The organism is Pseudomonas sp. FBF18 (genome assembly GCF_024261405.1).
Classification (GTDB): Bacteria; Pseudomonadota; Gammaproteobacteria; order Pseudomonadales; family Pseudomonadaceae; genus Aquipseudomonas; species Aquipseudomonas palmensis.
In genome coordinates this window covers 90,534-116,616 of the sequence record NZ_QKRS01000011.1, presented here as the reverse complement: position 1 = coordinate 116,616, position 26,083 = coordinate 90,534, and the positions used below count along the sequence as shown (strand labels likewise).

Annotated in this window: 30 protein-coding genes; 28 read left to right on the top strand and 2 right to left on the bottom strand. The window is 64.5% G+C overall.

The genetic code is table 11. The features are described from left to right. Nucleotides 1-9 precede the first annotated feature (9 nt). The 23 genes from DN387_RS17870 to DN387_RS17760 all read left to right on the top strand — a co-directional run bounded on the left by DN387_RS17870 (nucleotide 10) and on the right by DN387_RS17760 (nucleotide 21,219). The gene (locus tag DN387_RS17870; protein WP_254506153.1) at nucleotides 10-1,326 is read left to right on the top strand and encodes a flagellar hook-length control protein FliK; all 1,317 of its coding nucleotides are present in this window, start codon (nucleotides 10-12) and stop codon (nucleotides 1,324-1,326) included. Between the two features lie 174 nt (nucleotides 1,327-1,500). Further along, nucleotides 1,501-1,998, top strand: a complete 498-nt coding sequence (gene fliL / locus DN387_RS17865) for a flagellar basal body-associated protein FliL (protein ID WP_054915630.1) — start codon at nucleotides 1,501-1,503, stop codon at nucleotides 1,996-1,998. Nucleotides 1,999-2,007: 9 nt separating this feature from the next. Next, a complete protein-coding gene (fliM, locus tag DN387_RS17860; protein WP_043861814.1) occupies nucleotides 2,008-2,976 on the top strand; it encodes a flagellar motor switch protein FliM in 969 nt (322 codons plus the stop codon). A 48-nt stretch (nucleotides 2,977-3,024) separates the two neighbouring features. Continuing rightward, nucleotides 3,025-3,495 (top strand): flagellar motor switch protein FliN, encoded by a 471-nt coding sequence (gene fliN, locus DN387_RS17855; protein WP_043861815.1) that lies wholly within the window; start codon nucleotides 3,025-3,027, stop codon nucleotides 3,493-3,495. Between the two features lie 54 nt (nucleotides 3,496-3,549). Continuing rightward, on the top strand, nucleotides 3,550-3,951 hold the full coding sequence (gene fliO, locus DN387_RS17850) for a flagellar biosynthetic protein FliO (protein WP_229590456.1): 402 nt from the start codon (nucleotides 3,550-3,552) through the stop codon (nucleotides 3,949-3,951). Then, complete coding sequence (gene fliP, locus DN387_RS17845) at nucleotides 3,951-4,703, top strand: flagellar type III secretion system pore protein FliP (protein WP_054915628.1); 753 nt, start codon at nucleotides 3,951-3,953, stop codon at nucleotides 4,701-4,703. The genes fliO and fliP overlap by 1 nt, the downstream gene beginning before the upstream one ends. Nucleotides 4,704-4,721: 18 nt before the next feature. After that, nucleotides 4,722-4,991: a flagellar biosynthesis protein FliQ gene (gene fliQ, locus DN387_RS17840; RefSeq protein WP_043861818.1), complete on the top strand. Its 270-nt coding sequence runs from the start codon at nucleotides 4,722-4,724 to the stop codon at nucleotides 4,989-4,991. A gap of 7 nt (nucleotides 4,992-4,998) precedes the next feature. After that, entirely contained in the window at nucleotides 4,999-5,775 is a 777-nt protein-coding gene (gene fliR, locus DN387_RS17835; protein ID WP_054915627.1) for a flagellar biosynthetic protein FliR, read from the top strand. A 2-nt stretch (nucleotides 5,776-5,777) separates the two neighbouring features. Next, on the top strand, nucleotides 5,778-6,914 hold the full coding sequence (flhB, locus tag DN387_RS17830; RefSeq protein ID WP_054915626.1) for a flagellar biosynthesis protein FlhB: 1,137 nt from the start codon (nucleotides 5,778-5,780) through the stop codon (nucleotides 6,912-6,914). 164 nt (nucleotides 6,915-7,078) lie between these two features. Continuing rightward, nucleotides 7,079-9,208 carry a flagellar biosynthesis protein FlhA gene (gene flhA / locus DN387_RS17825; protein WP_043861821.1) on the top strand — a complete coding sequence of 710 codons (2,130 nt, stop codon included), beginning with the start codon at nucleotides 7,079-7,081 and terminating at the stop codon, nucleotides 9,206-9,208. 11 nt (nucleotides 9,209-9,219) lie between these two features. Beyond that, nucleotides 9,220-10,530, top strand: a complete 1,311-nt coding sequence (gene flhF / locus DN387_RS17820; RefSeq protein WP_054915625.1) for a flagellar biosynthesis protein FlhF — start codon at nucleotides 9,220-9,222, stop codon at nucleotides 10,528-10,530. Nucleotides 10,531-10,649: 119 nt separating this feature from the next. Beyond that, nucleotides 10,650-11,483, top strand: a complete 834-nt coding sequence (gene fleN / locus DN387_RS17815) for a flagellar synthesis regulator FleN (protein ID WP_054915624.1) — start codon at nucleotides 10,650-10,652, stop codon at nucleotides 11,481-11,483. Then, nucleotides 11,480-12,220 carry an RNA polymerase sigma factor FliA gene (gene fliA / locus DN387_RS17810; RefSeq protein ID WP_043861824.1) on the top strand — a complete coding sequence of 247 codons (741 nt, stop codon included), beginning with the start codon at nucleotides 11,480-11,482 and terminating at the stop codon, nucleotides 12,218-12,220. The genes fleN and fliA overlap by 4 nt, the downstream gene beginning before the upstream one ends. 104 nt (nucleotides 12,221-12,324) lie before the next feature. Continuing rightward, nucleotides 12,325-12,699 carry a chemotaxis response regulator CheY gene (locus DN387_RS17805; RefSeq protein WP_043861825.1) on the top strand — a complete coding sequence of 125 codons (375 nt, stop codon included), beginning with the start codon at nucleotides 12,325-12,327 and terminating at the stop codon, nucleotides 12,697-12,699. 20 nt (nucleotides 12,700-12,719) lie between these two features. Then, nucleotides 12,720-13,508, top strand: a complete 789-nt coding sequence (locus tag DN387_RS17800) for a protein phosphatase CheZ (protein ID WP_043861826.1) — start codon at nucleotides 12,720-12,722, stop codon at nucleotides 13,506-13,508. 12 nt (nucleotides 13,509-13,520) lie between these two features. Beyond that, nucleotides 13,521-15,758: a chemotaxis protein CheA gene (locus tag DN387_RS17795; protein WP_054915623.1), complete on the top strand. Its 2,238-nt coding sequence runs from the start codon at nucleotides 13,521-13,523 to the stop codon at nucleotides 15,756-15,758. A gap of 45 nt (nucleotides 15,759-15,803) precedes the next feature. Continuing rightward, nucleotides 15,804-16,925, top strand: a complete 1,122-nt coding sequence (locus tag DN387_RS17790; RefSeq protein ID WP_054915622.1) for a chemotaxis response regulator protein-glutamate methylesterase — start codon at nucleotides 15,804-15,806, stop codon at nucleotides 16,923-16,925. Beyond that, on the top strand, nucleotides 16,925-17,665 hold the full coding sequence (locus DN387_RS17785) for a flagellar motor protein (protein ID WP_043861829.1): 741 nt from the start codon (nucleotides 16,925-16,927) through the stop codon (nucleotides 17,663-17,665). The genes DN387_RS17790 and DN387_RS17785 overlap by 1 nt, the downstream gene beginning before the upstream one ends. A 3-nt stretch (nucleotides 17,666-17,668) precedes the next feature. Continuing rightward, nucleotides 17,669-18,556 (top strand): flagellar motor protein MotD, encoded by an 888-nt coding sequence (gene motD / locus DN387_RS17780; protein WP_043861830.1) that lies wholly within the window; start codon nucleotides 17,669-17,671, stop codon nucleotides 18,554-18,556. 43 nt (nucleotides 18,557-18,599) lie between these two features. Beyond that, nucleotides 18,600-19,388, top strand: a complete 789-nt coding sequence (locus tag DN387_RS17775) for a ParA family protein (RefSeq protein WP_043861831.1) — start codon at nucleotides 18,600-18,602, stop codon at nucleotides 19,386-19,388. Continuing rightward, nucleotides 19,388-20,281, top strand: a complete 894-nt coding sequence (locus tag DN387_RS17770; protein ID WP_054915621.1) for a CheW domain-containing protein — start codon at nucleotides 19,388-19,390, stop codon at nucleotides 20,279-20,281. The genes DN387_RS17775 and DN387_RS17770 overlap by 1 nt, the downstream gene beginning before the upstream one ends. Before the next feature lie 64 nt (nucleotides 20,282-20,345). Continuing rightward, complete coding sequence (locus DN387_RS17765; protein WP_043861833.1) at nucleotides 20,346-20,825, top strand: chemotaxis protein CheW; 480 nt, start codon at nucleotides 20,346-20,348, stop codon at nucleotides 20,823-20,825. A gap of 1 nt (nucleotide 20,826) precedes the next feature. Then, nucleotides 20,827-21,219, top strand: coding sequence for a DUF2802 domain-containing protein (locus DN387_RS17760; protein ID WP_043861834.1), 393 nt, complete (start codon nucleotides 20,827-20,829; stop codon nucleotides 21,217-21,219). 25 nt (nucleotides 21,220-21,244) lie between these two features. Here the strand turns inward: DN387_RS17760 and DN387_RS17755 are convergent, their stop codons facing one another. Both DN387_RS17755 and DN387_RS17750 read right to left on the bottom strand, forming a co-directional pair. Beyond that, nucleotides 21,245-21,580, bottom strand: a complete 336-nt coding sequence (locus DN387_RS17755; RefSeq protein WP_043861835.1) for an EscU/YscU/HrcU family type III secretion system export apparatus switch protein — start codon at nucleotides 21,578-21,580, stop codon at nucleotides 21,245-21,247. Further along, nucleotides 21,577-23,148, bottom strand: coding sequence for a flagellar hook-length control protein FliK (locus DN387_RS17750; RefSeq protein WP_054915620.1), 1,572 nt, complete (start codon nucleotides 23,146-23,148; stop codon nucleotides 21,577-21,579). The genes DN387_RS17755 and DN387_RS17750 overlap by 4 nt, the downstream gene beginning before the upstream one ends. Nucleotides 23,149-23,330: 182 nt before the next feature. On the opposite strand from DN387_RS17750, the gene ccmA reads away from it, so the two are divergent. From ccmA to ccmE, 5 genes are read left to right on the top strand one after another with little or no spacing between them, the layout of a single operon-like run. Next, the gene (gene ccmA, locus DN387_RS17745; RefSeq protein WP_043861837.1) at nucleotides 23,331-23,963 is read left to right on the top strand and encodes a cytochrome c biogenesis heme-transporting ATPase CcmA; all 633 of its coding nucleotides are present in this window, start codon (nucleotides 23,331-23,333) and stop codon (nucleotides 23,961-23,963) included. Next, nucleotides 23,960-24,628, top strand: a complete 669-nt coding sequence (gene ccmB / locus DN387_RS17740) for a heme exporter protein CcmB (RefSeq protein ID WP_043861838.1) — start codon at nucleotides 23,960-23,962, stop codon at nucleotides 24,626-24,628. The genes ccmA and ccmB overlap by 4 nt, the downstream gene beginning before the upstream one ends. A gap of 43 nt (nucleotides 24,629-24,671) precedes the next feature. After that, complete coding sequence (locus tag DN387_RS17735; protein WP_043861839.1) at nucleotides 24,672-25,448, top strand: heme ABC transporter permease; 777 nt, start codon at nucleotides 24,672-24,674, stop codon at nucleotides 25,446-25,448. Continuing rightward, nucleotides 25,445-25,621, top strand: a complete 177-nt coding sequence (gene ccmD / locus DN387_RS17730) for a heme exporter protein CcmD (protein WP_043861840.1) — start codon at nucleotides 25,445-25,447, stop codon at nucleotides 25,619-25,621. Before DN387_RS17735 ends, ccmD begins: the two co-directional genes overlap by 4 nt. Next, on the top strand, nucleotides 25,618-26,073 hold the full coding sequence (ccmE, locus tag DN387_RS17725; RefSeq protein ID WP_058542048.1) for a cytochrome c maturation protein CcmE: 456 nt from the start codon (nucleotides 25,618-25,620) through the stop codon (nucleotides 26,071-26,073). The genes ccmD and ccmE overlap by 4 nt, the downstream gene beginning before the upstream one ends. The last annotated feature ends 10 nt before the right edge of the window (nucleotides 26,074-26,083 follow it).

The following is a 26,083-nucleotide window of genomic DNA, read 5'->3' as shown; positions in this document are numbered from 1 at the left end:
ACCCTTCCCATGCCTGTCGCTTCAAACCCGCTGCTGCAACCGTCCGCCGTGGCCAAGGCCTCGCGCACGGCTGCGCCAGCGCCCGAAAAGGTGCCCCAGGTCGCCAATGACAAGGCTGCGGGCTTCTCCAAGGTGTATGCCGATCAGTCCCGCGACAAGCTGCCGGCCAAGGCGGATGTGCCCAATGCCGACAAGGCGGGCGTTGCAGCCGGGGCGGCAAATGCCGGCAAGACGGCGACCGATCAGGAGCGCACTGTTGCCGACAGCGGCAATTCATTGCCTGAACAGAAGCCGGTATCGGACGAGTCGACGCCAGTTGCCGATGACCTTCAACTGCTCGATTCGAGCCTGGTGGCGGGTCAGGTTACTGACGCCCAGGCCGGTGCACAGCTGATCCAGGCTCAGGCCGAAGCGGTGGCCCCAGTGGTGCAGGCGGCTGCCGCACAGTTGCAGGCCCAGGTGCAGGCCCCGGCCGTCGCGCCGCAGCCACCGGCCCCGGAAGAACCCGCTTTCGACCCGGCCGGCGACGTGCTCGAGGACCTGCCGGCATTGCGCCTGGCTCTGGAGCAGAACGCCCAGGCCCAGGGCACCACCTCTGCCCATGCCAGCAAGCCGGCCACGGCGCAACCCGAAGCCACCCAGGGCCAGCCTGCCGTCAATACCCTGGCGGCCATGCTCGACCCGCGTCAGGCCGATCCGGGCGACAGCGAGCCGGGCGAGAAGGGCTTCAGCAATCTGCTCGATGACGGCCTTAAGGACCTCAAGGGCGCCTCCAGCGATACCCGTGTCGATGACTTTGCCGAGCGCCTCAGCGCGCTGACCCAGGCTGCGACGCCCAAGACCGCCAATGCGGTGCCGGTGGCGATGCCGCTGAACCAGCCGCTGGCGATGCACCAGGGTGGCTGGACCGAGGGCCTGGTCAATCGCGTGATGTACCTGTCCAGCCAGAACCTGAAGTCGGCTGAAATCAAGCTGGAGCCAGCCGAGCTGGGGCGCCTGGACATTCGCGTGCACATGACACCCGAGCAGCAGGCGCAGATCACCTTCACCAGTGGCAACGTGGTGGTGCGCGAAGCGCTGGAAAACCAGGCCAGCCGGCTCAAGGAAATGTTCGCCGAACAGGGCCTGGCGCAACCTGACGTGAACGTGGCCGATCAGTCCCGCGAGCAGCAGCAGGGCTCGCAGGACCGCACCTCGAAGCTCAGCGGCGTGGCCGCGCGTCGCAATGAAGGCGCGGGCGGCCAAGAGGCCGACGCCGACGCGGCGGCCCAGCCCGTGGAGCGACCGGTGGTGCTGGGGTCCAGCGCGGTCGATTTCTACGCCTGATTGCACGGGTAGGGCTGGGCGGTTGCGGGGCGGCTGCCCAGCCCTTCACGGATGAATCTGCCCCTGCGTTCGTCGCCTTCCTCAATCGGGCCGGTGTGGCCCGCAAATCTGGCATAACACTTGCTCAACCCTCGCCATGTGGGACAAACCTCTTGTGAGTGACGGATTATTGGCATGGCGAAGAGCGAAGCAGTGAAAGACCCCGCCGTAAAAGGCAAACTCAAGCTGATCCTGCTGCTGGTGCTGGCATTGCTGCTGGCCATCGGCTTGTCGGTGGGCGCCACCTGGTTCTTCCTGCAAAGGGGCGACAGCAAACCTCAGGTCGACCCGGCAACCGTCAGCAACGTCAGGCCTGCGGCCATCTACGAGCCGCTGGCGCCAGCCTTCGTCGTCAACTTCAACCAGAACGGTCGTCAGCGCTACATGCAGGTGAGCATCACCATGCAGGGGCGCGACCAGGCTGCGCTGGATGCGCTGAAAGTGCACATGCCAGTGATCCGCAACAACCTGGTGATGCTCTTCTCCGGCCAGCCGTTCGACTCCCTGGCGACCCCGGTCGGCCAGGAGATGCTGCGCCAGAAGGCCACCGCCAGCGTGCAGGAAGTGGCCCAGAAAGAAGTCGGCAAGCTGGTGATCGACCAGTTGCTGTTCACCAATTTCGTATTGCAGTAGGAGCCCAAGATGGCCATGCAGGACCTGCTGTCCCAGGATGAGATCGATGCCCTGCTGCACGGCGTCGACGACGGGCTGGTGCAAACCGATAGCGGCGCCGACCCCGGCAGCATCAAGAGCTACGACCTGACCAGCCAGGACCGGATCGTGCGCGGGCGCATGCCGACCCTGGAAATGATCAACGAACGATTCGCCCGCTATACCCGCGTGAGCATGTTCAACCTGCTGCGCCGCTCGGCGGATGTGGCAGTGGGGGGCGTGCAGGTGATGAAGTTCGGTGAGTACGTGCACTCGCTGTACGTGCCCACCAGCCTCAACCTGGTGAAGATCAAGCCGTTGCGCGGCACCTCGCTGTTCATCCTCGATGCCAAGCTGGTGTTCAAGCTGGTGGACAATTTCTTCGGCGGTGACGGTCGTCACGCCAAGATCGAGGGTCGCGAGTTCACGCCCACCGAATTGCGCGTGGTGCGCATGGTGCTGGACCAGTGCTTCGTCGACCTCAAGGAAGCCTGGCAGGCGATCATGCCGGTCAACTTCGAGTACATCAACTCGGAGGTCAACCCGGCCATGGCCAACATCGTCGGCCCGAGCGAGGCGGTGGTGGTGTCCACCTTCCACATCGAACTCGATGGCGGTGGCGGCGACCTGCACGTGACCATGCCCTACTCGATGATCGAGCCGGTGCGCGAAATGCTCGACGCGGGCTTCCAGTCCGACCTGGACGACCAGGACGAACGCTGGATCAAGGCCCTGCGCGAAGACGTGCTGGACGTCAGCGTGCCGATCAGCGCCACCGTGGCACGCCGCGAGCTGCGCCTGCGCGACATCCTGCACATGCAGCCGGGTGATGTGATCCCGGTCGAACTGCCGGACGAGCTGGTACTGCGCGCCAATGGCGTACCGTCGTTCAAGGCCAAGTTGGGCTCGCACAAGGGCACGCTGGCATTGCAAGTAACCGAGCCGATCGAGCGCCGCTGATCGGTACCCTGGCTTTAACTCCGAATTGATTGCCCCGTCGAGGACAAGATGGCTGACGAAAACGATATCACCTCCATGGAAGACCAGGCCCTGGCCGATGAGTGGGCAGCAGCCCTGAGCGAGACCGGCGACGCCGGCCAGTCCGACATCGACGCGCTGTTGGCGGCTGACGGCGGCAGCAGTGCCGGCTCGCCCAACCGCCTGCCGATGGAAGAATTCGGCAGCTCGCCCAAGGGCAACGATGCAGTGACCCTGGACGGCCCGAACCTGGACGTGATCCTGGATATTCCGGTGAGCATCTCGATGGAAGTGGGCAGCACCGAAATCAACATCCGCAACCTGCTGCAACTGAACCAGGGTTCGGTGATCGAGCTGGACCGCCTGGCCGGCGAGCCGCTGGACGTGCTGGTCAACGGCACCCTGATCGCGCACGGCGAGGTGGTGGTGGTGAACGAGAAGTTCGGCATCCGCCTGACCGACGTGATCAGCCCGAGCGAACGCATCAAGAAGCTGCGCTGAGTGAAGCGTCTTCTGCAAGCGGGGCTGACCGGGGTCGGCCTGCTCTGGCTCGACCTGGCACTGGCGGCACAGCCCGCGGCCACGACAGCCGCGGCGACCACGGCAGCAGCCGGCAGTGCCAGCGGGCAGTTGGGCCGTCTGGTGCTGGGGTTGTTGCTGGTGCTGGGCCTGATCTTCTTTCTCGCCTGGCTGCTGCGCCGGGTGCAGAACGTGACGCCGCGTGGCCAGCAGGTCATCGAGATCGTCGGCACGCGCGTGGTCGGCCCGCGTGATCGGCTGCTGCTGGTGCAGGTGGGCAACGAACAGATACTGATCGGTCATACGCCGGGCAGCCTTACCGCGTTGCATGTGCTGGCCGAGCCGGTGCAGGTACCGGCCAGCGCCCGCCAGGCTACGCCCGAATTCGCCCAGCGCCTGATGGAGCTGCTGGGCAAGGATCAAAAGGACAAGTCGTGATGGGCGCATTGCGCATGCTGTTGACCCTGCTGCTGATGTTCGCAGCGCCGCTGGCCCTGGCCGCCGACCCGCTGTCGATTCCGGCGATCACCCTGTCCAACGGGGCGGATGGGCAGCAGGAGTACTCGGTCAGCCTGCAGATCCTGCTGATCATGACGGCGCTGAGCTTCATTCCGGCGTTCGTGATCCTGATGACCAGCTTCACCCGGATCATCATCGTGTTCTCGATCCTGCGCCAGGCCCTGGGCCTGCAGCAGACGCCGTCGAACCAGATCCTCACCGGCATGGCGCTGTTCCTGACCCTGTTCATCATGGCGCCGGTATTCGACCGGGTGAACAAGGATGCCCTGCAGCCGTACCTGGCCGAGACCCTGTCGGCCCAGGACGCGGTGGCCAAGGCCCAGGTGCCCCTCAAGGACTTCATGCTGGCGCAGACCCGCGAGAGCGATCTCGACCTGTTCATGCGCCTGTCCAAGCGTACCGATATCGCCACGCCGGACGAGGCGCCGTTGACCATCCTGGTACCGGCCTTCGTCACCTCCGAACTCAAGACCGCGTTCCAGATCGGCTTCATGATCTTCATCCCGTTCCTGATCATCGACCTGGTGGTGGCCAGTGTGCTGATGGCCATGGGTATGATGATGCTGTCGCCGCTGATCATCTCCCTGCCGTTCAAGATCATGCTGTTCGTGCTGGTGGATGGCTGGGCGTTGATCATGGGCACCCTGGCCGGCAGTTTCGGTGGCGTCTAGCGCGCCGAGGAGAACAACATGACCCCAGAAGTTGCTGTCGACCTGTTCCGCGATGCGCTGTGGCTGACCACCATGATCGTGGCCGTGCTGGTGGTACCGAGCCTGCTGGTGGGCCTGATGGTGGCCATGTTCCAGGCCGCCACCCAGATCAACGAACAGACCCTGAGCTTCCTGCCGCGCCTGCTGGTGATGCTGATCACGCTGATCGTGGCCGGGCCCTGGCTGGTGCAGAAGTTCATGGAATACATCCTGTCGTTGTACGGCAGCATCCCCCAGTTGATCGGCTGAGCGCGCGATGCTCCAGTTGACCGATGCGCAGATCGCCACCTGGGTGGCGAGCTTCATCCTGCCGCTGTTTCGCATTGCCGCCGTGCTGATGACCATGCCCATCATCGGGACCAAGATGGTGCCGGGGCGTATCCGCCTGTACCTGGCCCTGGCGATCACCGTGGTGGTGGTGCCGGGCCTGCCGCCGATGCCCGAAGTCAATCCGCTGTCGCTCAGCGGGCTGCTGCTGATTGCCGAGCAGATCCTCATCGGTGCGGTATTCGGCCTGTCGCTGCAGCTGTTCTTCCAGATATTCGTGGTGGCCGGGCAGGTGGTGGCCATCCAGATGGGCATGGCCTTCGCCTCCATGGTCGACCCGGTCAACGGCGTCAACGTGGCGGTGGTCAGCCAGTTCCTGAGCATGCTGGTGACGCTGCTGTTCCTGTCGATGAACGGGCACCTGGTGGTGTTCGAGGTGATCACCGAGAGCTTCACCACCTTGCCGGTGGGCACCGGCCTGATGGTCAACCACTACTGGGACCTGGTCGGGCGGCTGAGCTGGGTGCTGGGCGCGGCGCTGCTGCTGGTGCTGCCGGCGATCACCGCGCTGCTGGTGGTGAACATCGCCTTCGGCGTGATGACCCGTGCAGCGCCGCAGCTGAACATCTTCTCCATCGGTTTCCCGTTGACCCTGGTGCTGGGGCTCGGGATTTTCTGGGTTGTCCTGGCCGACATCCTTTCCCATTACCAGGCGCTGGCCTCCGAGGCCCTGCAGTGGCTGCGTGAGCTGGCGAGGGCGAGCTGAGCATGGCAGAGAGCGAAAGCGGTCAGGACAAGACAGAAGACCCCACGGAGAAAAAGAAGAAGGACGCCCGCGAGAAGGGCGAGATCGCCCGTTCCAAGGAGCTCAACACGGTGGTGGTGACCCTGGCCGGGGCCGGTGGCCTGCTGGTGTTCGGTGGTGGCCTGGCCGAAGTGCTGATGGACATCATGCGCATCAACTTCACCCTGTCGCGCGACACGCTGATCGACGAGCGCTCGATGGGCACCTTCTTGCTGGCCTCGGGCAAGATGGCCCTGATGGCGCTGCAGCCGGTATTGCTGGTGGCGCTGATCGTGGCCTTCATCGGGCCGATCTCGCTGGGTGGCTGGCTGTTTGCCGGCGGCACCCTGGCGCCCAAGTTCAGCCGCATGAACCCGCTGTCGGGGATCAAGCGCATGTTTTCCCTGAACGCACTGACCGAGCTGCTCAAGGCCTTGGCGAAGTTCTTCGTGATCCTGATCGTGGCGCTGGTGGTGTTGTCGTCGGACCGTGACGACCTGCTGGCCATTGCCAACGAGCCGCTGGAGCAGGCGATCATCCACAGCGTGCAGGTGGTGGGCTGGAGTGCCCTGTGGATGGCCGCCGGCCTGTTGCTGATTGCCCTGGTGGACGTGCCGTTGCAGCTGTACCAGTCGCACAAGAAGCTGCTGATGACCAAGCAGGAGGTGCGCGACGAGTACAAGAACAGCGAGGGCAAGCCGGAGGTCAAGCAGCGTATTCGCCAGCTGCAGCGCGAGATGTCGCAGCGGCGCATGATGGCGGCGATCCCCGATGCCGACGTGATCATCACCAACCCGACCCACTATGCGGTGGCGCTCAAGTACGACCCCGAGAAGGGCAATGCGCCGACGCTGCTGGCCAAGGGCACCGATTTCCTGGCGCTGAAGATTCGCGAAATCGCCAATGCCCACAACATCCAGGTGCTGGAATCGCCTGAGCTGGCGCGTTCGATCTTCTACTCCACCGAGCTCGAGGAAGAGATCCCGGCTGGCCTGTACCTGGCCGTGGCCCAGGTGCTGGCCTACGTGTACCAGATTCGCCAGCACCGGGCGGGCAAGGGCAAGGCGCCGGAGCCGCTCAAGGATCTGCCGATTCCGCCGGACCTGCGCCGCGATTCCTGAACCGTTTGAGCTCTTCCCGTCGGCGCCGAGGTGTCGGCCCCTTCGCTGCAGGAGCCGGCAGTGTCGGCGAAGGTCGCGTCACTGATCCAAAGTTGGAAAGCTTCTTGCAATAGCAGCGCCAAGCGCCCGCATGGCGTCAAAAGTTTGCTTGAAGAGGAATATCGGTGGATCGCTCTCAGTTAATCAACAGCGCCCGTAGCAACCTGTCCGGGCTCGGCCGGGGCAACCTGGGGGTGCCGCTGTTGCTGCTGGTGATGTTGGCAATGATGATGTTGCCGATCCCGCCGTTCCTGCTCGACGTGTTCTTCACCTTCAACATCGCCCTGTCCATCGTCGTGCTGCTGGTGTGCGTGTACGCCTTGCGCCCGCTGGATTTCGCCGTGTTTCCGACCATCCTGCTGGTGGCCACGCTGCTGCGCCTAGCGCTGAACGTGGCGTCCACGCGGGTGGTGATGCTCCACGGCCACGACGGCCACGAAGCCGCGGGCAAGGTGATCCAGGCCTTCGGCGAGGTGGTGATCGGCGGCAACTACGTGGTCGGTATCGTGGTGTTCGCGATCCTCATGATCATCAACTTCGTGGTGGTGACCAAGGGTGCGGGGCGCATTTCCGAGGTGAGCGCGCGCTTCACCCTCGACGCCATGCCCGGCAAGCAGATGGCCATCGACGCCGACCTCAACGCCGGCCTGATCGACCAGGCCCAGGCCAAGGCACGGCGTACCGAAGTGGCCCAGGAGGCCGAGTTCTACGGTTCGATGGACGGTGCCAGCAAGTTCGTGCGCGGTGACGCCATCGCCGGCCTGCTGATCCTGTTCATCAACCTGATCGGCGGCATGGCCGTGGGTATCTTCCAGCACGGCATGACCTTCGGCGACGCCGGTCGCGTGTATGCGCTGCTCACCATCGGTGACGGTTTGGTGGCGCAGTTGCCTTCGCTGCTGCTGTCCACCGCCGCCGCGATCATGGTTACCCGTGCCTCGGGCTCCGAGGAAATGGGCAAGCAGATCAACCGGCAGATGTTCGATTCGCCCAAGGCGCTGGCCGTGTCCGGCGGCCTGATGATCGTCATGGGGCTGGTGCCGGGCATGCCGCACGTGGCATTCCTCAGCCTCGGCCTGATGGCCGCGGGCGGCGCCTACCTGGTGTGGCGCAAGCAGAACCAGGCCAAGGTCAAGGCACAGCAGGAAGTGCAGCGCCAGCAGGACCTGCTGCCGTCGCCGCAGCGTGCTCAGGAAACCAAGGAGCTGGGCTGGGACGACGTTACCCCGATCGACATGATCGGCCTGGAAGTCGGCTACCGGCTGATCCCGCTGGTGGACCGCAACCAGGGTGGGCAGTTGCTGGCGCGGATCAAAGGGGTACGCAAGAAGCTGTCCCAGGACCTGGGCTTCCTGATGCCCACCGTGCACATCCGCGACAACCTCGACCTGGCCCCCAGCGCCTACCGCCTGACGCTGATGGGGGTGATCCTGGCCGAGGCCGAGATCTACCCCGACCGCGAACTGGCGATCAACCCGGGGCAGGTGTTCGGCAACCTCAACGGCATCGCCGCCAGGGACCCGGCCTTCGGCCTGGAGGCAGTGTGGATCGATGTGGCCCAGCGCAGCCAGGCGCAATCGCTGGGCTACACCGTGGTGGACGCGAGCACCGTGGTCGCCACCCACCTCAACCAGATCCTCTACAAGCATTGCCACGAGCTGATCGGTCACGAAGAGGTACAGCAACTGCTGCAGGTCCTGGCCAAGGGCTCGCCCAAGCTGGCCGAGGAACTGGTGCCGGGGGTGCTGCCGCTGTCCGGTCTGCTCAAGGTGCTGCAGGCGTTGCTGGCCGAGCAGGTGCCGGTGCGCGACATCCGCACCATTGCCGAAGCCATCGCCAACAATGCCGCCAAGAGTCAAGATACCGCCGCGCTGGTGGCTTCGGTGCGCGTAGGATTGAGCCGCGCAATCGTGCAAAGCATTGTAGGAACTGAGTCCGAGCTGCCTGTGATCACGCTTGAGCCAAGGTTGGAACAGATTTTGCTCAATAGTTTGCAAAGGGCCGGGCAGGGTCAGGAAGATGGTGTTCTTCTTGAGCCGAGCATGGCCGAAAAGCTTCAGCGTTCGTTGATCGAGGCCGCCCAGCGTCAGGAGATGCAAGGGCAACCTGCAATCCTGCTGGTCGCAGGACCCGTTCGACAGATGCTGTCGCGTTTTGGCCGCCTGGCTGTACCGAATTTGCATGTTTTGGCGTATCAGGAAATACCTGACAACAAGCAAGTTACCATCGTTGCCACAGTAGGCCCCAACGGCTGAGGTAGTGGGATATGCAAGTTAAGCGTTTTTTCGCCGCTGATATGCGTCAGGCCATGAAGCTGGTTCGTGATGAGCTGGGGGCAGAGGCCGCCATCATCGGCAACCGACGGATTGCTGGCGGTGTCGAGCTGACGGCGGCGCTGGACTACAAGCTGTCCGCGCTTGCGCCGCGGGTGCCGAACGTCGAGCTCGAGGACGAACTGCGCAAGACCCAGTCGCGCATCGTCACCGCGCAGGCCGAGCTCAGCAGCCGGGGCGAAGGCGAGGAGGGCAACCGCCAGTTGTTCGCCGGCCTGCCGCTGACCGCCTCCGAGCCGCTGGTAGAGCCGCAGGTCGAGGCCCCCGTGCGGCCTCAGGCAGCAGCCCCGGCGCCGGTCGATCAGCGTCTGTTCGATTCCATGCGTTCGGAGCTCTCGGGCCTGCGCGAGCTGCTCGAAGTGCAGCTCGGCTCGCTGGCCTGGACCCAGCTGCAGGGCAGCAAGCCGCACCAGGCCAACCTCTGGCGCCGCCTGCAGCGCATCGGCATCGCCGGGCCGCTGGCCCGCGAGGTGCTGGACATCACTGCCGACATCGAAGAGCCCCGCCAGGCCTGGCGCATGCTGCTGGCGCACCTGGCCCGCATGATCCAGGTGCCGGAAATCGAGCCGATCGAAGAGGGCGGCGTGATCGCCATGGTCGGCCCGGCCGGCATGGGCAAGACCACCACCCTGGCCAAGCTGGCGGCGCGCTATGTGCTCAAGTACGGCGCGCAGAACATCGCGCTGGTGAGCATGGACAGCTTTCGCATCGGCGCCCAGGAACAACTCAAGACCCTGGGGCGCATCCTGAATGTGTCGGTGACCCACGTCGACCCCGGCCAGTCGCTGGCCCAGGCCCTGGACCCTCTGCTGCGCAAGCGCGTGGTGCTGATCGATACCGCCGGCCTGCAGGCCAGCGACCCGGCACTGCGCATGCAGCTCGAAACCCTGGCCGGGCGCGGCATCCAGGCCAAGAATTACCTGGTGCTGGCCACCACCAGCCAGAAGCAGGTGCTGACCGCTGCCTACCACAGCTACAAGCGCTGCGGGCTGGCCGGTTGCATCCTGACCAAGCTCGACGAAACGGCGTGCCTGGGCGAGGTGCTGAGCCTGGCCATCACGCATGAGTTGCCGGTGGCCTATCTGACCGATGGGCCGCGCATTCCGGACGATCTGCACTTGCCGCGCCGGCACCATCTGGTCAGTCGCGCGGTCAGTGTACAAATGCAGGACGATCCCAGCGAAGAGGCCATGGCCGACATGTTCGCCGATCTGTACCACAGCGACGGCAAGCGTGTCGGCTGAGGTAAATGTGTATACGTTGCAAAGTACCTACATCAATGGTCTGCCAGGCATTTTTCAGGTGTTGAAAGCGCAGCCAGTCATGTGGCCTCGGTCTAAGTAAGACAAGGTAAAGAACAAACATGGGCAGCATGCATCCCGTACAGGTGATCGCCGTGACAGGCGGCAAAGGTGGCGTCGGCAAGACCAACGTGTCAGTGAACTTGTCATTGGCGCTGGCTGAGCTTGGCCGTCGGGTCATGCTGCTGGACGCCGACCTGGGCCTGGCCAACGTCGACGTCTTGCTCGGCCTGACCCCCAAACGCACACTGGCCGATGTCATCGAGGGCCGCTGCGAGCTGCGCGACGTGCTGCTGCCGGGGCCTGGCGGGGTACGCATCGTGCCTGCGGCCTCCGGCACCCAGAGCATGGTGCACCTGGCGCCGGCCCAGCATGCCGGGCTGATCCAGGCGTTCAGCGAGATCGGCGACAACCTCGACGTGCTGGTCATCGACACCGCGGCCGGCATCGGCGATTCGGTCGTCAGCTTCGTGCGCGCGGCCCAGGAAGTGCTGCTGGTGGTGTGCGACGAGCCCACGTCCATCACTGACGCCTATGCCCTGATCAAGCTGCTGAACCGCGATTACGGCATGAACCGTTTCCGGGTGCTGGCCAACATGGCACAAAGCCCTCAGGAAGGTCGCAATCTGTTCGCCAAATTGACCAAGGTCACGGATCGCTTCCTGGATGTCGCCTTACAATACGTCGGTGCTGTGCCCTACGACGAATGTGTCCGCAAGGCAGTGCAGAAGCAGCGAGCAGTCTACGAAGCCTTTCCGCGTTCCAAGTGCGCGCTGGCCTTCAAGGCCATTGCTCAGAAGGTCGATAGCTGGCCGTTGCCTGCCAACCCGCGTGGTCATCTGGAGTTCTTCGTCGAACGGCTGGTGCAACCGACCAGTGCGGGACCAGTGCTATGAGTGCAAGCGGCTATCGGATGTACAGCAAGGCTTCGCGTGATGCCCAGTACGAGCTGATCGAGCGGTACGCACCCTTGGTCAAGCGCATTGCCTATCACCTGCTGGCGCGTCTGCCAGCCAGTGTGCAGGTGGAAGACCTGATCCAGGCCGGCATGATCGGCCTGCTCGAGGTCTCCAACAAGTACGACTCCAGCAAGGGTGCTAGTTTCGAGACCTATGCCGGTATCCGCATCCGTGGGGCCATGCTCGACGAGGTGCGCAAGGGGGATTGGGCGCCGCGTTCGGTACACCGCAATACCCGCATGGTGAGTGACGCGATTCGTGCAATTGAAGCAAAAACCGGTCGTGATGCTAAAGATCACGAGGTTGCTGCCGAACTTCAATTGAGTCTCGATGATTATTACGGGATTTTGAACGATACCTTGGGCAGTCGCCTGTTCAGTTTCGACGACCTGTTGCAGGACGGCGAACATGAAGGCCTGCACGAGGACGGCGCCAGTGCCCAGCTCGAGCCATCGCGCGATCTGGAAGACGAGCGCTTTCAGGCAGCCCTGGCGGATGCAATCGCCAACCTGCCCGAGCGCGAGCGCCTGGTGCTGGCGCTGTACTACGACGAAGAGCTGAACCTCAAGGAAATCGGCGAGGTGCTGGGGGTCAGCGAGTCGCGTGTCAGCCAGTTGCACAGCCAGTGCGCCGCACGCTTGCGCGGTCGCCTGGGGGAATGGCGGGCGCGTTGAGCAGCCGTTCCATACAGTCGTGAAATGTAGTGCCCGAATTGATTGAATGCGCGTTCAGCGCTGAGCGCGTTAAAGACTGCTTGGAGGTCTAATTGAACAAAGACATGAAAATCCTCATCGTCGACGATTTTTCGACGATGCGGCGGATCATCAAGAACCTGTTGCGTGACCTGGGCTTTACCAATACCCAGGAAGCCGACGACGGCAACACCGCGTTGCCGATGCTCGAAAGCGGTCACTTCGATTTCCTGGTGACCGACTGGAACATGCCCGGCATGTCCGGTATCGACCTGCTGCGCAAGGTACGTCTGGATGAGCGCCTCAAGCACCTGCCGGTGCTGATGGTGACGGCCGAAGCCAAACGCGAACAGATCATCGAAGCCGCCCAGGCGGGCGTCAACGGCTATGTGGTCAAACCGTTCACCGCCCAGGTGCTGAAAGAAAAGATCGAAAAGATCTTCGAGCGCGTCAATAGCTGAGGTACGCCACGGGGGCGCTTATGGAGCAAAAAAGATCATCTTTGGACGACTTCGAGTCGACTCTGAAGAAACATGCCCAGGAGCTGGTCAGCAGCCTTGAAAAAGGCAGGTTCGGCGACGCGGTGCAACTGATCCATCAGCTGAACCAGACCCGTGACCTTGGCCTGTACCAGGAAGTCGGCAAGCTTACCCGCGAGCTGCACAGTGCGATCGTCAGTTTCCAGATCGATCCGCACATGCCGCAGGCCGAGGAAGTCTCGCAGATTACCGACGCCACCGAACGCCTGTCGTATGTGGTCAAGCTGACCGAGGGCGCTGCCAACCGCACCATGGACCTGGTGGAGGCAAGCACGCCGGTACTCAACGACCTCAGTGCCGAGGCGGCCAGCCTGAGTGGCGACTGGCAGCGCTTCATGCGCCGCGAAGTCGAGGCTCCGGAGTTTCGCGAGCTGGTCAAGCGCGTCGACAGTTTCCTGACGCACAGCGCCGAGGGCAACCGCAAGGTCGCCGGCCATCTCAACGACATTCTTCTGGCTCAGGACTACCAAGACCTGACCGGCCAGGTGATCAAGCGCGTCACGGCACTGGTCACCGAAGTAGAAAGCAATCTTCTGAAGCTCGTGTTGATGGCGAGTCAGGTCGACCGGTTCGCCGGCATCGAGCATGACCACGACCAGCTGCGTGCCGAAAAAGATCAAGAAAAACATCCGACTCGGGGTGAAGGACCACAGATTCATGCCGATAAACGTGAAGACGTTGTGTCCGGTCAGGACGATGTCGACGATCTGCTGTCCAGCCTGGGTTTTTAGGGAGCACGTTTAATGAGCTTCGGCGCCGATGAAGAAATCCTCCAGGATTTTCTGGTAGAAGCCGGCGAAATTCTTGAGCAACTGTCCGAGCAACTGGTCGAGCTGGAAAGCCGCCCGGATGATGCCGACCTGCTCAATGCAATTTTTCGCGGTTTTCACACTGTAAAAGGGGGCGCCGGCTTCCTCCAGCTCAATGAGCTGGTGGAGTGCTGCCACATCGCCGAAAACGTCTTCGACATCCTGCGCAAGGGTGAACGACGTGTGGACGCCGAACTGATGGACGTGGTCCTGGAAGCCCTGGACACCGTCAACAGCATGTTCGGCCAGGTGCGCGAGCGCACCGACATCACCGCAGCCACTCCGGAACTGCTGGCCGCCCTGGCGCGCCTGGCCGAACCTGCCGGTGCCGAAGCGGCGGCGCCTGCGCCGGTGGCGGCGGTTGCCGAGCCGGAGCCTGAGGCCGAGGCGAGCGGGGGTGATATCACCGACAGCGAGTTCGAGCAGTTGCTCGACTCGCTCAATGCCGCCAAGGCCCAGGCCGAGGCGCCCGAGCCGGTGGCCGTGGACGCTGCCAGCGATGAAATCACCGACGCCGAGTTCGAGTCGTTGCTGGACCAGTTGCATGGCAAGGGCCAGTTCGCCCCCGACAGTGTGGCGGCGGCATCTGCTGCTGCACCTGGCGCGGACGCGGCGCCCAGCGGTGACATCACCGACGATGAATTCGAAGCATTGCTGGACCAGTTGCACGGCAAGGGCACCTTTGCCGCCGATGCACTGCCCGGCGCTGTAGCGGCCGCCGCACCGGCCGCTGCCGCACCCGCAGCGGCGGGTGACCATATTTCCGAACACGAATTCGAGGCCCTGCTCGACGAGTTGCACGGCAAGGGCAAGTTTGCGCCCGACGCCGTCAGCGGCGCTGGCGCTGCCAGCGCGCCTGCTGCTGCGGCGACGGTTGCGGCCAAGCCGGCGGCCAAGCCCGCAGCGGCAGCCGCTGCATCGGCACCGGCACCGGCCAAGGCCCCCGCCCCCGCGCCGGCCCGTCAGGCGGCTCCCGCTGCCGACAAGCATCCGGCCAGCGAGGCCGAGACCACCGTGCGGGTCGACACCGCGCGCCTGGACGAGATCATGAACATGGTCGGCGAACTGGTGCTGGTGCGTAACCGCCTGGTGCGCCTGGGCCTGAACAGCGGCGATGAAGCCATGTCCAAGGCCGTCTCGAACCTGGACGTGGTGACCGCCGACCTGCAGACCGCGGTGATGAAGACCCGCATGCAGCCGATCAAGAAGGTCTTCGGGCGCTTCCCGCGTCTGGTTCGCGACCTGGCCCGCCAGCTCAAGAAAGAGATCAACCTGGAGCTGGTCGGCGAAGAGACCGACCTGGACAAGAACCTCGTCGAGGCCCTGGCCGACCCGCTGGTGCACTTGGTGCGCAACGCCGTCGACCATGGCGTGGAAACCCCGGAAGAGCGCGAAGCCGCCGGCAAGTCGCGCAATGGCAAGGTGATCCTCGCTGCCGAACAGGAAGGCGACCACATCCTGCTGTCGATCTCCGATGACGGCAAGGGCATGGATGCCAATGTCCTGCGCGCCATTGCGGTCAAGCGCGGGGTGATGGACAAGGACGCCGCCGATCGCCTCAGCGAAAGCGACTGCTACAACCTGATCTTCGCCCCGGGCTTCTCGACCAAGACCGAGATCTCCGACGTGTCCGGTCGCGGTGTGGGCATGGACGTGGTCAAGACCAAGATTTCCCAGCTCAACGGCTCGATCAACATCTACTCGACCAAGGGCCAGGGCTCGAAGATCGTCATCAAGGTGCCGCTGACCCTGGCGATCATGCCGACCCTGATGGTGATGCTCGGCAACCAGGCCTTCGCCTTCCCGCTGGTGAACGTCAACGAGATTTTCCACCTGGACCTGTCGCGCACCAACGTGGTCGACGGCCAGGAAGTGGTGATCGTGCGTGACAAGGCCTTGCCGCTGTTCTACCTCAAGCGCTGGCTGGTCAGCTCGGCAGCCCACGAGGAGCAGCGTGAAGGCCACGTGGTGATCCTGTCGGTGGGTACCCAGCGCATCGGCTTCGTGGTCGACCAGCTGGTGGGCCAGGAAGAGGTGGTCATCAAGCCGTTGGGCAAGATGCTGCAGGGCACCCCGGGCATGTCGGGCGCCACCATTACCGGTGACGGGCGCATTGCGCTGATCCTCGACGTGCCGAGCATGCTCAAGCGTTACGCCGCTCGGCGTATCTGATCCCGGTGGCGTGGCCAGGTGGCCGCGCCCCGTAATGGAGTGTTTATGGTAGTCAAGGTCCTGGTGGTGGATGATTCCGGTTTTTTCCGCCGCCGTGTCTCGGAAATTCTTTCAGCGGACCCGACTATCCAGGTGGTCGGTACCGCGACCAACGGCAAGGAAGCGATCGATCAGGCGCTGTCGCTCAAGCCCGATGTCATCACCATGGACTATGAAATGCCCATGATGGATGGCATCACCGCCGTGCGTCATATCATGCAGCGCTGCCCCACGCCTGTACTGATGTTCTCCTCGCTCACCCACGAAGGCGCCCGCGTCACCCTCGATGCACTGGACGCCGGTGCGGTGGACTACCTGCCGAAAAATTTCGAGGACATCTCGCGCAACCCCGAGAAGGTCAAGCAGATGCTGTGCGAAAAGGTGCATACCATTTCGCGCAGCAACCGTCGTTTCAGCAGCTATGCCAGCCCGGCACCGGCCGCAGCGCCTGCACCGTCGCACAGCGCCGGCAGCAGCGTCCCGGCAGCGTCCATGCGCGCCGCCCCGGTTGCCCCGCAAGCCCCTGCGCGGGCCGCTGCACCCAGCTCGCCGGCGCCCAAGCGCAAGGCCTACAAGCTGCTGGCCATCGGTACCTCCACCGGTGGCCCGGTGGCGCTGCAGCGCGTGCTGACCCAGCTGCCGGCCAACTTCCCGGCGCCGATCGTGCTGATCCAGCACATGCCGGCGGCCTTCACCAAGGCCTTCGCCGAGCGCCTGGACAAGCTGTGCCGCATCAGCGTCAAGGAAGCCGAGGACGGCGACGTGCTGCGCCCCGGCCTGGCCCTGCTGGCACCGGGCGGCAAGCAGATGATGGTCGACGGGCGCGGCACGGTGAAGATCCTGCCAGGTGACGAACGCCTCAACTACAAGCCCTGCGTGGACATCACCTTCGGTTCGGCGGCCAAGTCGTATGGCGACAAGGTGCTGGCCGTGGTGCTGACCGGCATGGGCGCCGATGGCCGCGAAGGCGCGCGCCTGCTCAAGCAGGGCGGCAGCCAGGTGTGGGCCCAGGACGAAGCCAGCTGCGTGATCTATGGCATGCCCATGGCCATTGCCAAGGCCAACCTGGCCGATGCGGTGTACGGCCTGGACGAGATCGGCCGGCACCTGGTAGAGGCGTGCATCTGATGGACGTGTTGAGCCTTATCGGGATCATCCTGGCGTTCGTCGCCATCGTTGGCGGCAACTACCTCGAAGGCGGCCATCTGTCGGCGCTGATCAACGGCCCGGCGGCGCTGATCGTGATCGGCGGGACGCTGGCGGCCTCGCTGCTGCAGGCCCCCATGAGCGCGTTCAAGCGCGCCCTGCAGATCGTGCGCTGGATCCTCTTCCCGCCGCGGGTCGACCTGGCCGGCGGTATCGACCGGGTGGTCAACTGGAGCCTCACCGCACGCAAGGAAGGCCTGCTGGGCCTTGAGGGCGTGGCCGATGCCGAGCCCGACCCGTATGCCCGCAAGGGCCTGCAGCTGCTGGTCGACGGCGCCGAGCCCGAAGCCATCCGCAGCATTCTAGAGGTGGATTTCTACACCCAGGAAAGCCGCGACATCCAGGCCGCCAAGGTGTTCGAGAGCATGGGCGGCTATGCGCCGACCATCGGCATCATCGGCGCGGTGATGGGCCTGATCCACGTGATGGGCAACCTGGCCGACCCGACCCAGCTGGGCAGCGGTATCGCCGTGGCGTTCGTGGCCACCATCTACGGCGTGGCCAGTGCCAACCTGATCCTGTTGCCGATCGCCAACAAGCTCAAGGCCCTGGCCATGCGCCAGTCGCGCTATCGCGAAATGCTCCTGGAAGGCTTGCTGTCGATTGCCGAAGGCGAGAACCCACGTTCAATCGAACTGAAGCTTCAGGGCTTCATGGAGTAAGCCATGGCCCGTCGTCGTCAACCCGAGGAACATGAAAACCACGAACGCTGGCTGGTGTCGTATGCCGACTTCATCACCTTGCTGTTCGCCTTCTTCGTGGTCATGTATTCGATTTCCTCGATCAACGAGGGCAAGTACAAGGTCATCTCGCAGGCGCTGATCGGCGTGTTCAACGACCCCGAGCGCAGCATGAAGCCGATTCCGATAGGCGACGAGCGCCCCCTCAGCGTCAAGCCGGCCGAACCGCTGATCAAGGACAGCGAGCAGGTCGATGCGGGCCTGGGGCAAAGCTCCAGCGACCCGCTGCAGACCATTGCCGACGATGTGCGCGATGCCTTTGGCGACCTGATCAAGTCCGACCAGATGACCGTGCGCGGCAACGAACTGTGGATCGAGATCGAGCTCAATTCCTCCCTGTTGTTCGGCAGTGGCGATGCCATGCCCAGCGACAAGGCGTTCGACATCATCGACAAGGTGGCGCACATCATCAAGCCGTTCGCCAACCCGGTGCACGTCGAAGGCTTCACCGATGACCAGCCGATCCGCACGGCGCAGTACCCGACCAACTGGGAGCTGTCGTCGGCGCGTGCGGCGAGCATCGTGCGCCTGCTGGCGATGGAAGGGGTCAATCCGGCACGCATGGCCTCGGTGGGCTACGGCGAGTTCCAGCCCATCGCCAGCAATGCCAGCCCTGAAGGGCGCGCGCAGAACCGCAGGGTGGTGCTGGTGATCTCGCGCAATCTGGAGGTGCGCCGCAGCCTGACCGGTACCGGCAGCGCCAATGCCACACCCGATGCGGCGCTCAAGCGTGCTGGCACACAAACTGCACCGCCAGCCGTAGCACCGACGGCCGGGCGCAATCCCGTCAATTCCCCGTCGTCGACCCTTTAATCGATCCCGGCAGGGTCCGACCCGACCGGGAGGAAGCAGCGCAATGAGAGTCTGGGCAGTAGCCAATCAAAAAGGTGGTGTCGGCAAGACCACCACATCCATCGCCCTGGCCGGCCTGCTGGCCGAGGCGGGCAAGCGCGTGGTCGTGGTCGACCTCGACCCGCACGGGTCCATGACCAGCTACTTCGGTCACAACCCGGACACCCTCGAGCACAGCAGCTACGACCTGTTCCTGCACAAGGGCACGGTGCCCGAAGGGCTGCCGGGCCAGCTGTTGCTGCCCACCAGCGACGAGCGCATCTCGCTGCTGCCTTCCAGCACCGCCCTGGCGGTGCTCGAGCGTCAGTCACCGGGCCAGAGTGGCCTGGGCCTGGTGATCGCCAAGAGTCTGGCGCAGCTGTGGCAGGATTTCGACTACGCGATCATCGACAGCCCGCCGTTGCTGGGCGTTCTGATGGTCAATGCGCTGGCTGCCAGCCAGCAACTGGTGATCCCGGTGCAGACCGAATACCTGGCGGTGAAAGGCCTCGAACGCATGGTCAGCACGCTGAGCATGGTCAATCGCTCACGCAAGCAGGCCTTGCCGTACCACATCGTGCCGACCCTGTTCGACCGCCGTACCCAGGCCTCGATGGGCACCCTGCGGGTGCTGCGCGACGCTTATCCCGAGACCATCTGGCAGGGCTACATTCCGGTCGATACGCGCCTGCGCGACGCCAGCCGTGCCGGGCTCACGCCGTCGCAGTTCGATGGCAGGAGCCGTGGCGTGATTGCCTACCGGGCATTGCTCAAGCATCTGCTGGCGCAGAATGCCGTTGCACAGGTGGCCTGATGAACAGCCCGCAGCAGGTCACCATAAAGCCTCAACTGGCCTTGCAGTCGTACCTGGACGGCCTGTTGCAGGAGGCCACCGAAGAGCTGCAGCCATTGCCCCTGGCGGTGGCCGAACGCGTCGCAGTGGCCCCGGCCCCGGTGGTCGTCACGACGCCTGAAGCGATCGACGAGTTCCAGGCCGCAGTGCTCGAAGAACAGGCCCGTGACGCCCAGCTCAAGACCGCAGCGCCGGCATTCGCCGAGCCGACGCGGCTGGTCATGCCGGTGATGGCGCCACCGGTGGTGGCCAAGGTGGTGGAGGCGGCCCCGGTGGTCGCCCCGGTCATCGCCGACGTGCCGACCCCGGTCGAGCCGCTGGTGCAGGTGCACCTGCCCGCAGCACCGGACCAGCCGGTGCCGCCGTTGACGGGCGACGGTCGCCCGGCCTGGGCCGCCGAGCCGTTCGAATGCCTGCTGTTCGACGTGGCCGGGCTGACCCTGGCGGTGCCGCTGGTGTGCCTGGGCTCGATCTACTCGCTGGCCGGCCAGGAGCTCACGCCGCTGTTCGGCCAGCCCGAGTGGTTCCTGGGCATCCTGCCGAGTCAGGCGGGCAACCTGAAGGTGCTCGATACGGCGCGCTGGGTCATGCCCGACCGCTACCGCGACGACTTCCGCCAGGGGCTGCAATACGTTATTTCGGTACAGGGCTACGAGTGGGGGCTGGCGGTGCATCAGGTCAGCCGCTCGCTGCGCCTGGACCCGAGCGAGATCAAGTGGCGCAGCCAGCGTGGGCAGCGCCCGTGGCTTGCCGGTACGGTCATCGAACACATGTGCGCGCTGCTGGATGTCGCCGAGCTGGCCGAGCTGATCGCCAGCGGCGCCGTAAAGCAGATGCACGGTACGCATAAATAATCGGTCGCAACTGCCGCGACCGCACTGAGTACACCGCCGAGAACGGCTTTTGAGGGTTAGGGGAATGAAAAACATGACTGCGCAGGGTTCCGACGATCCGATTCTGCAGTGGGTAACGTTCAAGCTGGACAACGAGTCCTACGGCATCAACGTGATGCAGGTCCAGGAAGTGCTGCGCTACACCGAAATCGCTCCGGTGCCGGGCGCGCCGAGCTATGTGCTGGGCATCATCAACCTGCGCGGCAATGTGGTGACCGTGATCGATACGCGCCAGCGCTTCGGCCTGATGTCTGCCGAAATCTCCGACAACAGCCGTATCGTGATCATCGAGGCGGACAAGCAGGTGGTCGGCATCCTGGTCGATAGCGTGGCCGAGGTCGTGTACCTGCGTCAGTCGGAGATCGAGACCGCGCCGAATGTCGGCAACGAGGAATCGGCCAAATTCATCCAGGGCGTGTGCAACAAGAACAACGAACTGCTGATCCTGGTCGAGCTGGACAAGATGATGACCGAGGAAGAGTGGTCCGAGCTGGAGAATATCTGAGTTGATTCTCGAGGGTGCTGTCATATTTCTGGCGCTGGTCTGGATCCTCAGCCTGTGGCTGTTCTACGGCTACAGCAAGCGCCAGCGCGAGCTGGCCTCGCAGCAGGCTCAGGGCGATGCGCTGCGTGACCAGCGCATCAAGGACCTGGCCAAGCGTGTGGACGATTACCAGAACGGTACGGTGCGCATGGGCGACGCGTTGCACGAGCTGCGCGCCGTGGTGGCGCCGTTGCCGGACAAGCTGATGCAACTGGAACAGCGCGACCCCAACAGCCTGTCGTTCGCCCAGGCGGCGCGGCTGGTGGGCATGGGCGCCAGCGTCGATGAGCTGACCCAGTCATGCGGCCTGACCCAGGCCGAAGCCGAGCTGATGAGCAAGCTGCACCGCAGCTGATGCAAGGCACCCGGCCTGCGCGGCGTCAGTCCGGCGCAGGCAGGCTGTACAGGTTCGGGGTAATGTCGCGCTCCTGCGGGGCGTTGTCCACGAACCCCTCCGGCACCTGGCCCTTGAGCTGCCAGGCGAAGGCGATGATTTCGGCGATGGTCAGGTACAGCGCTTCCGGGATCTGATCGCCCAGCTCCATGCGCGCCAGCAGGCGTACCAGCTCGGCATTCTCGTAGATCGGCACTTCGTGTTCGCGGGCAATGGCCAGGATCGCCTCGGCCAGCTCGTCGTCGCCCTTGGCGCTCAAGGTCGGGGCCTGCTGGCCGTCGTAGGTCAGGGCAATGGCCTGACGTGGAGGGGTCTGGCTCATGCGTTTTCATCCACCCAGCGTTGTTCCAGATGCGTACGCGGCCCCTGTGGCGGCGTACCGTGATGGCACAGCAGTTCACCGACGTTGAGCCCGCGCTCCACCAACCGCGCGCGCAGCTTGCCGAGCTGGCTGTCGATCAGTTGCGCGGTGCTCGGCAGCTCCGCCCACAGCTGGCTGGACAGGTTGCCCTGGCTGATCTGCGCCTGCACCTGCAAGGGCCCCAGCGGGCTGAGGTCGAATGCCAGCTCCACGCGCCAGAGCATCTCCAGCGGGTCGCGCTGTTCGCGTTCCGGATCGGCCTGCTGCTCGGGGGTTTCCTCGCGCTGCAGCTTCACTTGCAGCGGCATGAACTCCTGACCATTGCGCACCGGTATCTCCAGTTGCCAGGTGGTCTGCAGGTTGCCGTCGGCGGTGGTGCGGGTTTGCTCCAGGCCAGCGAGCTGGTGGCTCTGCAGGCGTGAAATGGCTGCCGCTGCCAGGCGCAGCAGGTGTTCCAGGTCGCCTTCTTCGTCGCCACTTTGCAGCAACCGCGAGGGCAGCGGAAAGCTTCCCGGGGCCGGGCGCGGGCTTACCTGGCCGAGCATGCCCAGGGCGTTGCGCACCATGCCCGGCAGCACCTGGGCCAGGGTGCTGGCGGCCACGGCCGGGTTGAACTGGGTGCTGCCGGGGAGGCCGGGCAGCAACTGCGCCACCAGCCGGATCACCTGGGCCTTGAGGTCGGGGGCGAGGGCGGCGGGGGCGCCAGCCAGCAGCTTGGCTTCCAGAAACGCGCCGCTGTTGTTCAGGGCCTGGGCCAGGCCCTTGGCCGTGCCGAGCTGTTCCATGTCCGGCAGGCTGGCCAGCAGGGTGCTCACGCTGGCCCGCACATCGGCCGGCAGGCGCTGCTCGGCGCTCATCTGTTGCAGGCTGGCGAGCAGGCCCGGCAGCGAGGCCTGGCGGCTCAGCTGCGCGCTCAGGTGCTGGGTGATCGCCAGTTGTTCCTGGCGCCCGCTCAAGGGCACGAAGCTGATCGACTGTTCACTCTGTACCCGTGCGCTGAGCAGGCTGCCCAGCGCCAGTGGCCGAGGGCTGTCGATGTTCAGGGTGGCGCCGGTCTGGGCAGTGTTGAGCAGGGTCACCAACGAGCGGAACAAGGCCGGCTGCCCGGCGGCCTGGGGTAGCGCCTGGGTGGTCAGTACCTTGCCCTGCAGCAGGGTGCCCGGCGGCAACTGGCGGGTGTCGAGCTGGGTGAGGGTGGCCACGCTGCGCGCGATGGCCTGCTGCACGGTGATGCTCAGGTTGCCGGCATTGGGCTGGCTGACCGTCAGCTCGCTGCCCTGGGGCAGGGGCTGGCTGGCGCTGGTCTGCACGGTGGTCTGGCGCCCGTTGGTCTGGGTCAGTTGCAGCAGCAGCTGGAAGTCCTGACCGACCTGGCGCAACGACAGTACCTGCGCCTGCGCGGTCTCGCCCGGGGCGAGCAGTGCAGGCTGGGGTTGCAGCAGCTTGAGCAGTTCGCCGGTCATCGCCGCGCTGCGCGCCTGGGGGTTGGCCAGGGCCTGCGGGCCAAGGCTGTTGATTTCGCCTGTCATCACGTTGCAACCTGTGGAAATAGCCCTCTTTGCAGTAGGACATGCCATGTATAATGCCGCCCGTTCCTGGCGGGTGCGCACGTCCTGTGGCGTGCCCGATGCGACCGGCCATGCCGTACAGCTGTTGCTCAGTATAACGGCCAGGCCCGGACCGACTTGAGACCGAACCATAAGGCGAACCTGTGACCCCTCGACTCGAAGCTGTGGGCCTGGCCTGCGAGCGCGACTGGCGAATGCTTTTCGAACACCTCGAACTGCACCTGGCGGCCGGTGACATGCTGCAGATCAGCGGCCCCAATGGCAGCGGCAAGACCAGCCTGCTGCGCCTGCTCAGCGGGTTGATGCGGCCCACCAGCGGTGAAATCCGCCTGGACGGCAAGCCCTTGGCCGAGCAGGGCAGCGAACTGGCCAGGATGCTGCTGTGGATCGGTCATGCGGCCGGCATCAAGGACCTGCTCACCGCCGAGGAAAACCTGGCCTGGCTGTGCGCCCTGCATCAGCCTGCCAGCCGCGAGGCGATCTGGCAGGCACTGGCGGCCGTGGGCCTGCGCGGCTTCGAAGATGTTGCCTGCCATACCCTGTCGGCCGGCCAGCAGCGCCGCGTGGCGCTGGCGCGGCTGTACCTGGACAGCCCGCCGCTGTGGATTCTCGACGAACCCTTCACCGCCCTCGACAAGCAGGGCGTGGCCCAGCTCGAAGCGCACCTGGCGGCGCATTGCGAGCGCGGCGGCATGGTCGTGCTGACCACCCACCACACGCTGGCGCAGACGCCGTCCGGCTACCGAGAACTGAACCTGGGGCAGTACGCGGCATGAGTGTGTTCGTTCATTTGCTGCGCCGAGAAGCGCAGGTGCTGTGCCGCCGGCCGGCCGAGCTTGCCAACCCATTGGTGTTCTTCGCGATCGTGATCGCGTTGTTCCCGTTGGCGGTCGGGCCGGAGACGCAATTGTTGCAAAACTTGTCCCCTGGGTTAGTCTGGGTGGCCGCCCTTTTATCCGTTCTGCTCTCGCTGGACGGGCTGTTTCGCAGTGATTTCGAGGACGGATCCCTCGAGCAGTGGGTCCTTTCGCCGCACCCCCTGGCGCTTCTGGTATTGGCAAAGGTGCTGGCACACTGGGCCTTTTCCGGCCTGGCACTGGTATTGTTGTCGCCGCTGCTGGCCCTGATGCTCGGTTTGCCGGTGCAATGCCTGCCGGTACTGCTGGCCTCGCTGCTGCTCGGTACCCCTGTACTGAGCCTGCTGGGTGCAGTGGGCGCAGCCTTGACCGTGGGTTTGAAGCGCGGTGGCCTGCTGCTGGCACTGCTTATTTTGCCGTTATATATCCCGGTGTTGATCCTGGGCAGTGGCGCCTTGCAGGCGGCACTGCAAGCTATGCCGGCGACCGGTTACCTGCTCTGGCTTGGCAGCCTGACCGCCCTTGCAGTAACCCTGGCACCCTTTGCAATAGCGGCTGGCCTGAAGATCAGCGTCGGCGAATAATGAGGTCTGGGCCCCGCCCAGCAAAGACCCTGGATGTACCGTGATGAAAAGCAGCGCAATAAGCTGGACGTGGTTTCACAAGCTGGGTTCACCCAAATGGTTCTATGCCATCAGCGGCCGCATGCTGCCGTGGCTGAGCATCGCCGCCATCCTGCTGATCGCCGTGGGCGTGGTCTGGGGCCTGGCCTTCGCCCCGCAGGACTACCAGCAGGGCAACAGTTTCCGAATCATCTACATCCACGTGCCGGCGGCCATGCTGGCGCAGTCGTGCTACGTGATGCTGGCGGTGGCCGGCGTGGTCGGCTTGGTCTGGAAGATGAAGATCGCCGACGTGGCACTGCAATGCGCCGCGCCCATCGGCGCCTGGATGACCGTGGTGGCCCTGAGCACCGGTGCCATCTGGGGCAAGCCGACCTGGGGCAGCTGGTGGGTTTGGGATGCACGACTAACGTCGATGCTGATCCTGCTGTTTCTGTACTTCGGTCTGATTGCCCTGGGCCAGGCGATCAGCAATCGTGAGAGCGCGGCCAAGGCCTGCGCGGTACTGGCGATTGTCGGTGTGATCAATATCCCGATCATCAAGTACTCGGTGGAGTGGTGGAACACCCTGCACCAGGGCGCCACCTTCACCCTCACCGAAAAGCCGGCGATGCCTGCCGAGATGTGGCTGCCGCTGCTGCTGACCGTGCTGGGGTTCTATTGCTTCTTCGGGGCGGTGCTGCTGTTGCGCATGCGCCTTGAAGTGCTGCGGCGCGAGGCACGCGCCAGTTGGGTCAAGGATGAAGTGTTGGGCCACCTGGGGCGGGAGACCGCACGATGAGTTTTGCCAGCTTCAATGATTTCCTCGCCATGGGCCATCACGGCCTCTATGTCTGGTCGGCCTATGGCATCTGCCTGCTGGTGCTGGCCATCAATGTTGCCGCGCCCGTACTGAGCAAGCGCCGGTATCTGCAAGAAGAAGCGCGCCGCCTGCGCCGGGAGAAGTCCAAGTGAATCCGCAACGCAAGAAGCGTCTGTTCATCATCCTCGGCCTGCTGGTGGGTGTCGGCGTCGCCGTCGGCTTGGCCCTGAGCGCGCTGCAGCAGAACATCAACCTGTTCTATACCCCTACCCAGATCGCCAACGGCGAAGCCCCGCTCGATACCCGCATCCGGGCCGGCGGCATGGTCGAGGCCGGTTCCCTGCAACGCTCCGGCGACTCGCTGGACGTGCGTTTCGTGGTCACCGACTTCAACAAGTCGGTGCCCATCACCTACCGCGGCATCCTGCCCGACCTGTTCCGTGAAGGGCAGGGCATCGTCGCCCTGGGCAAGCTCAACGCCGAGGGCGTGGTGGTGGCTGACGAGGTGCTGGCCAAGCACGACGAAAAATACATGCCGCCAGAGGTCACCAAGGCCCTGAAGGAAAGCGGCCAGGTGTCCACCGACGGCGGAGCCAAGCCATGAATGCTGCACT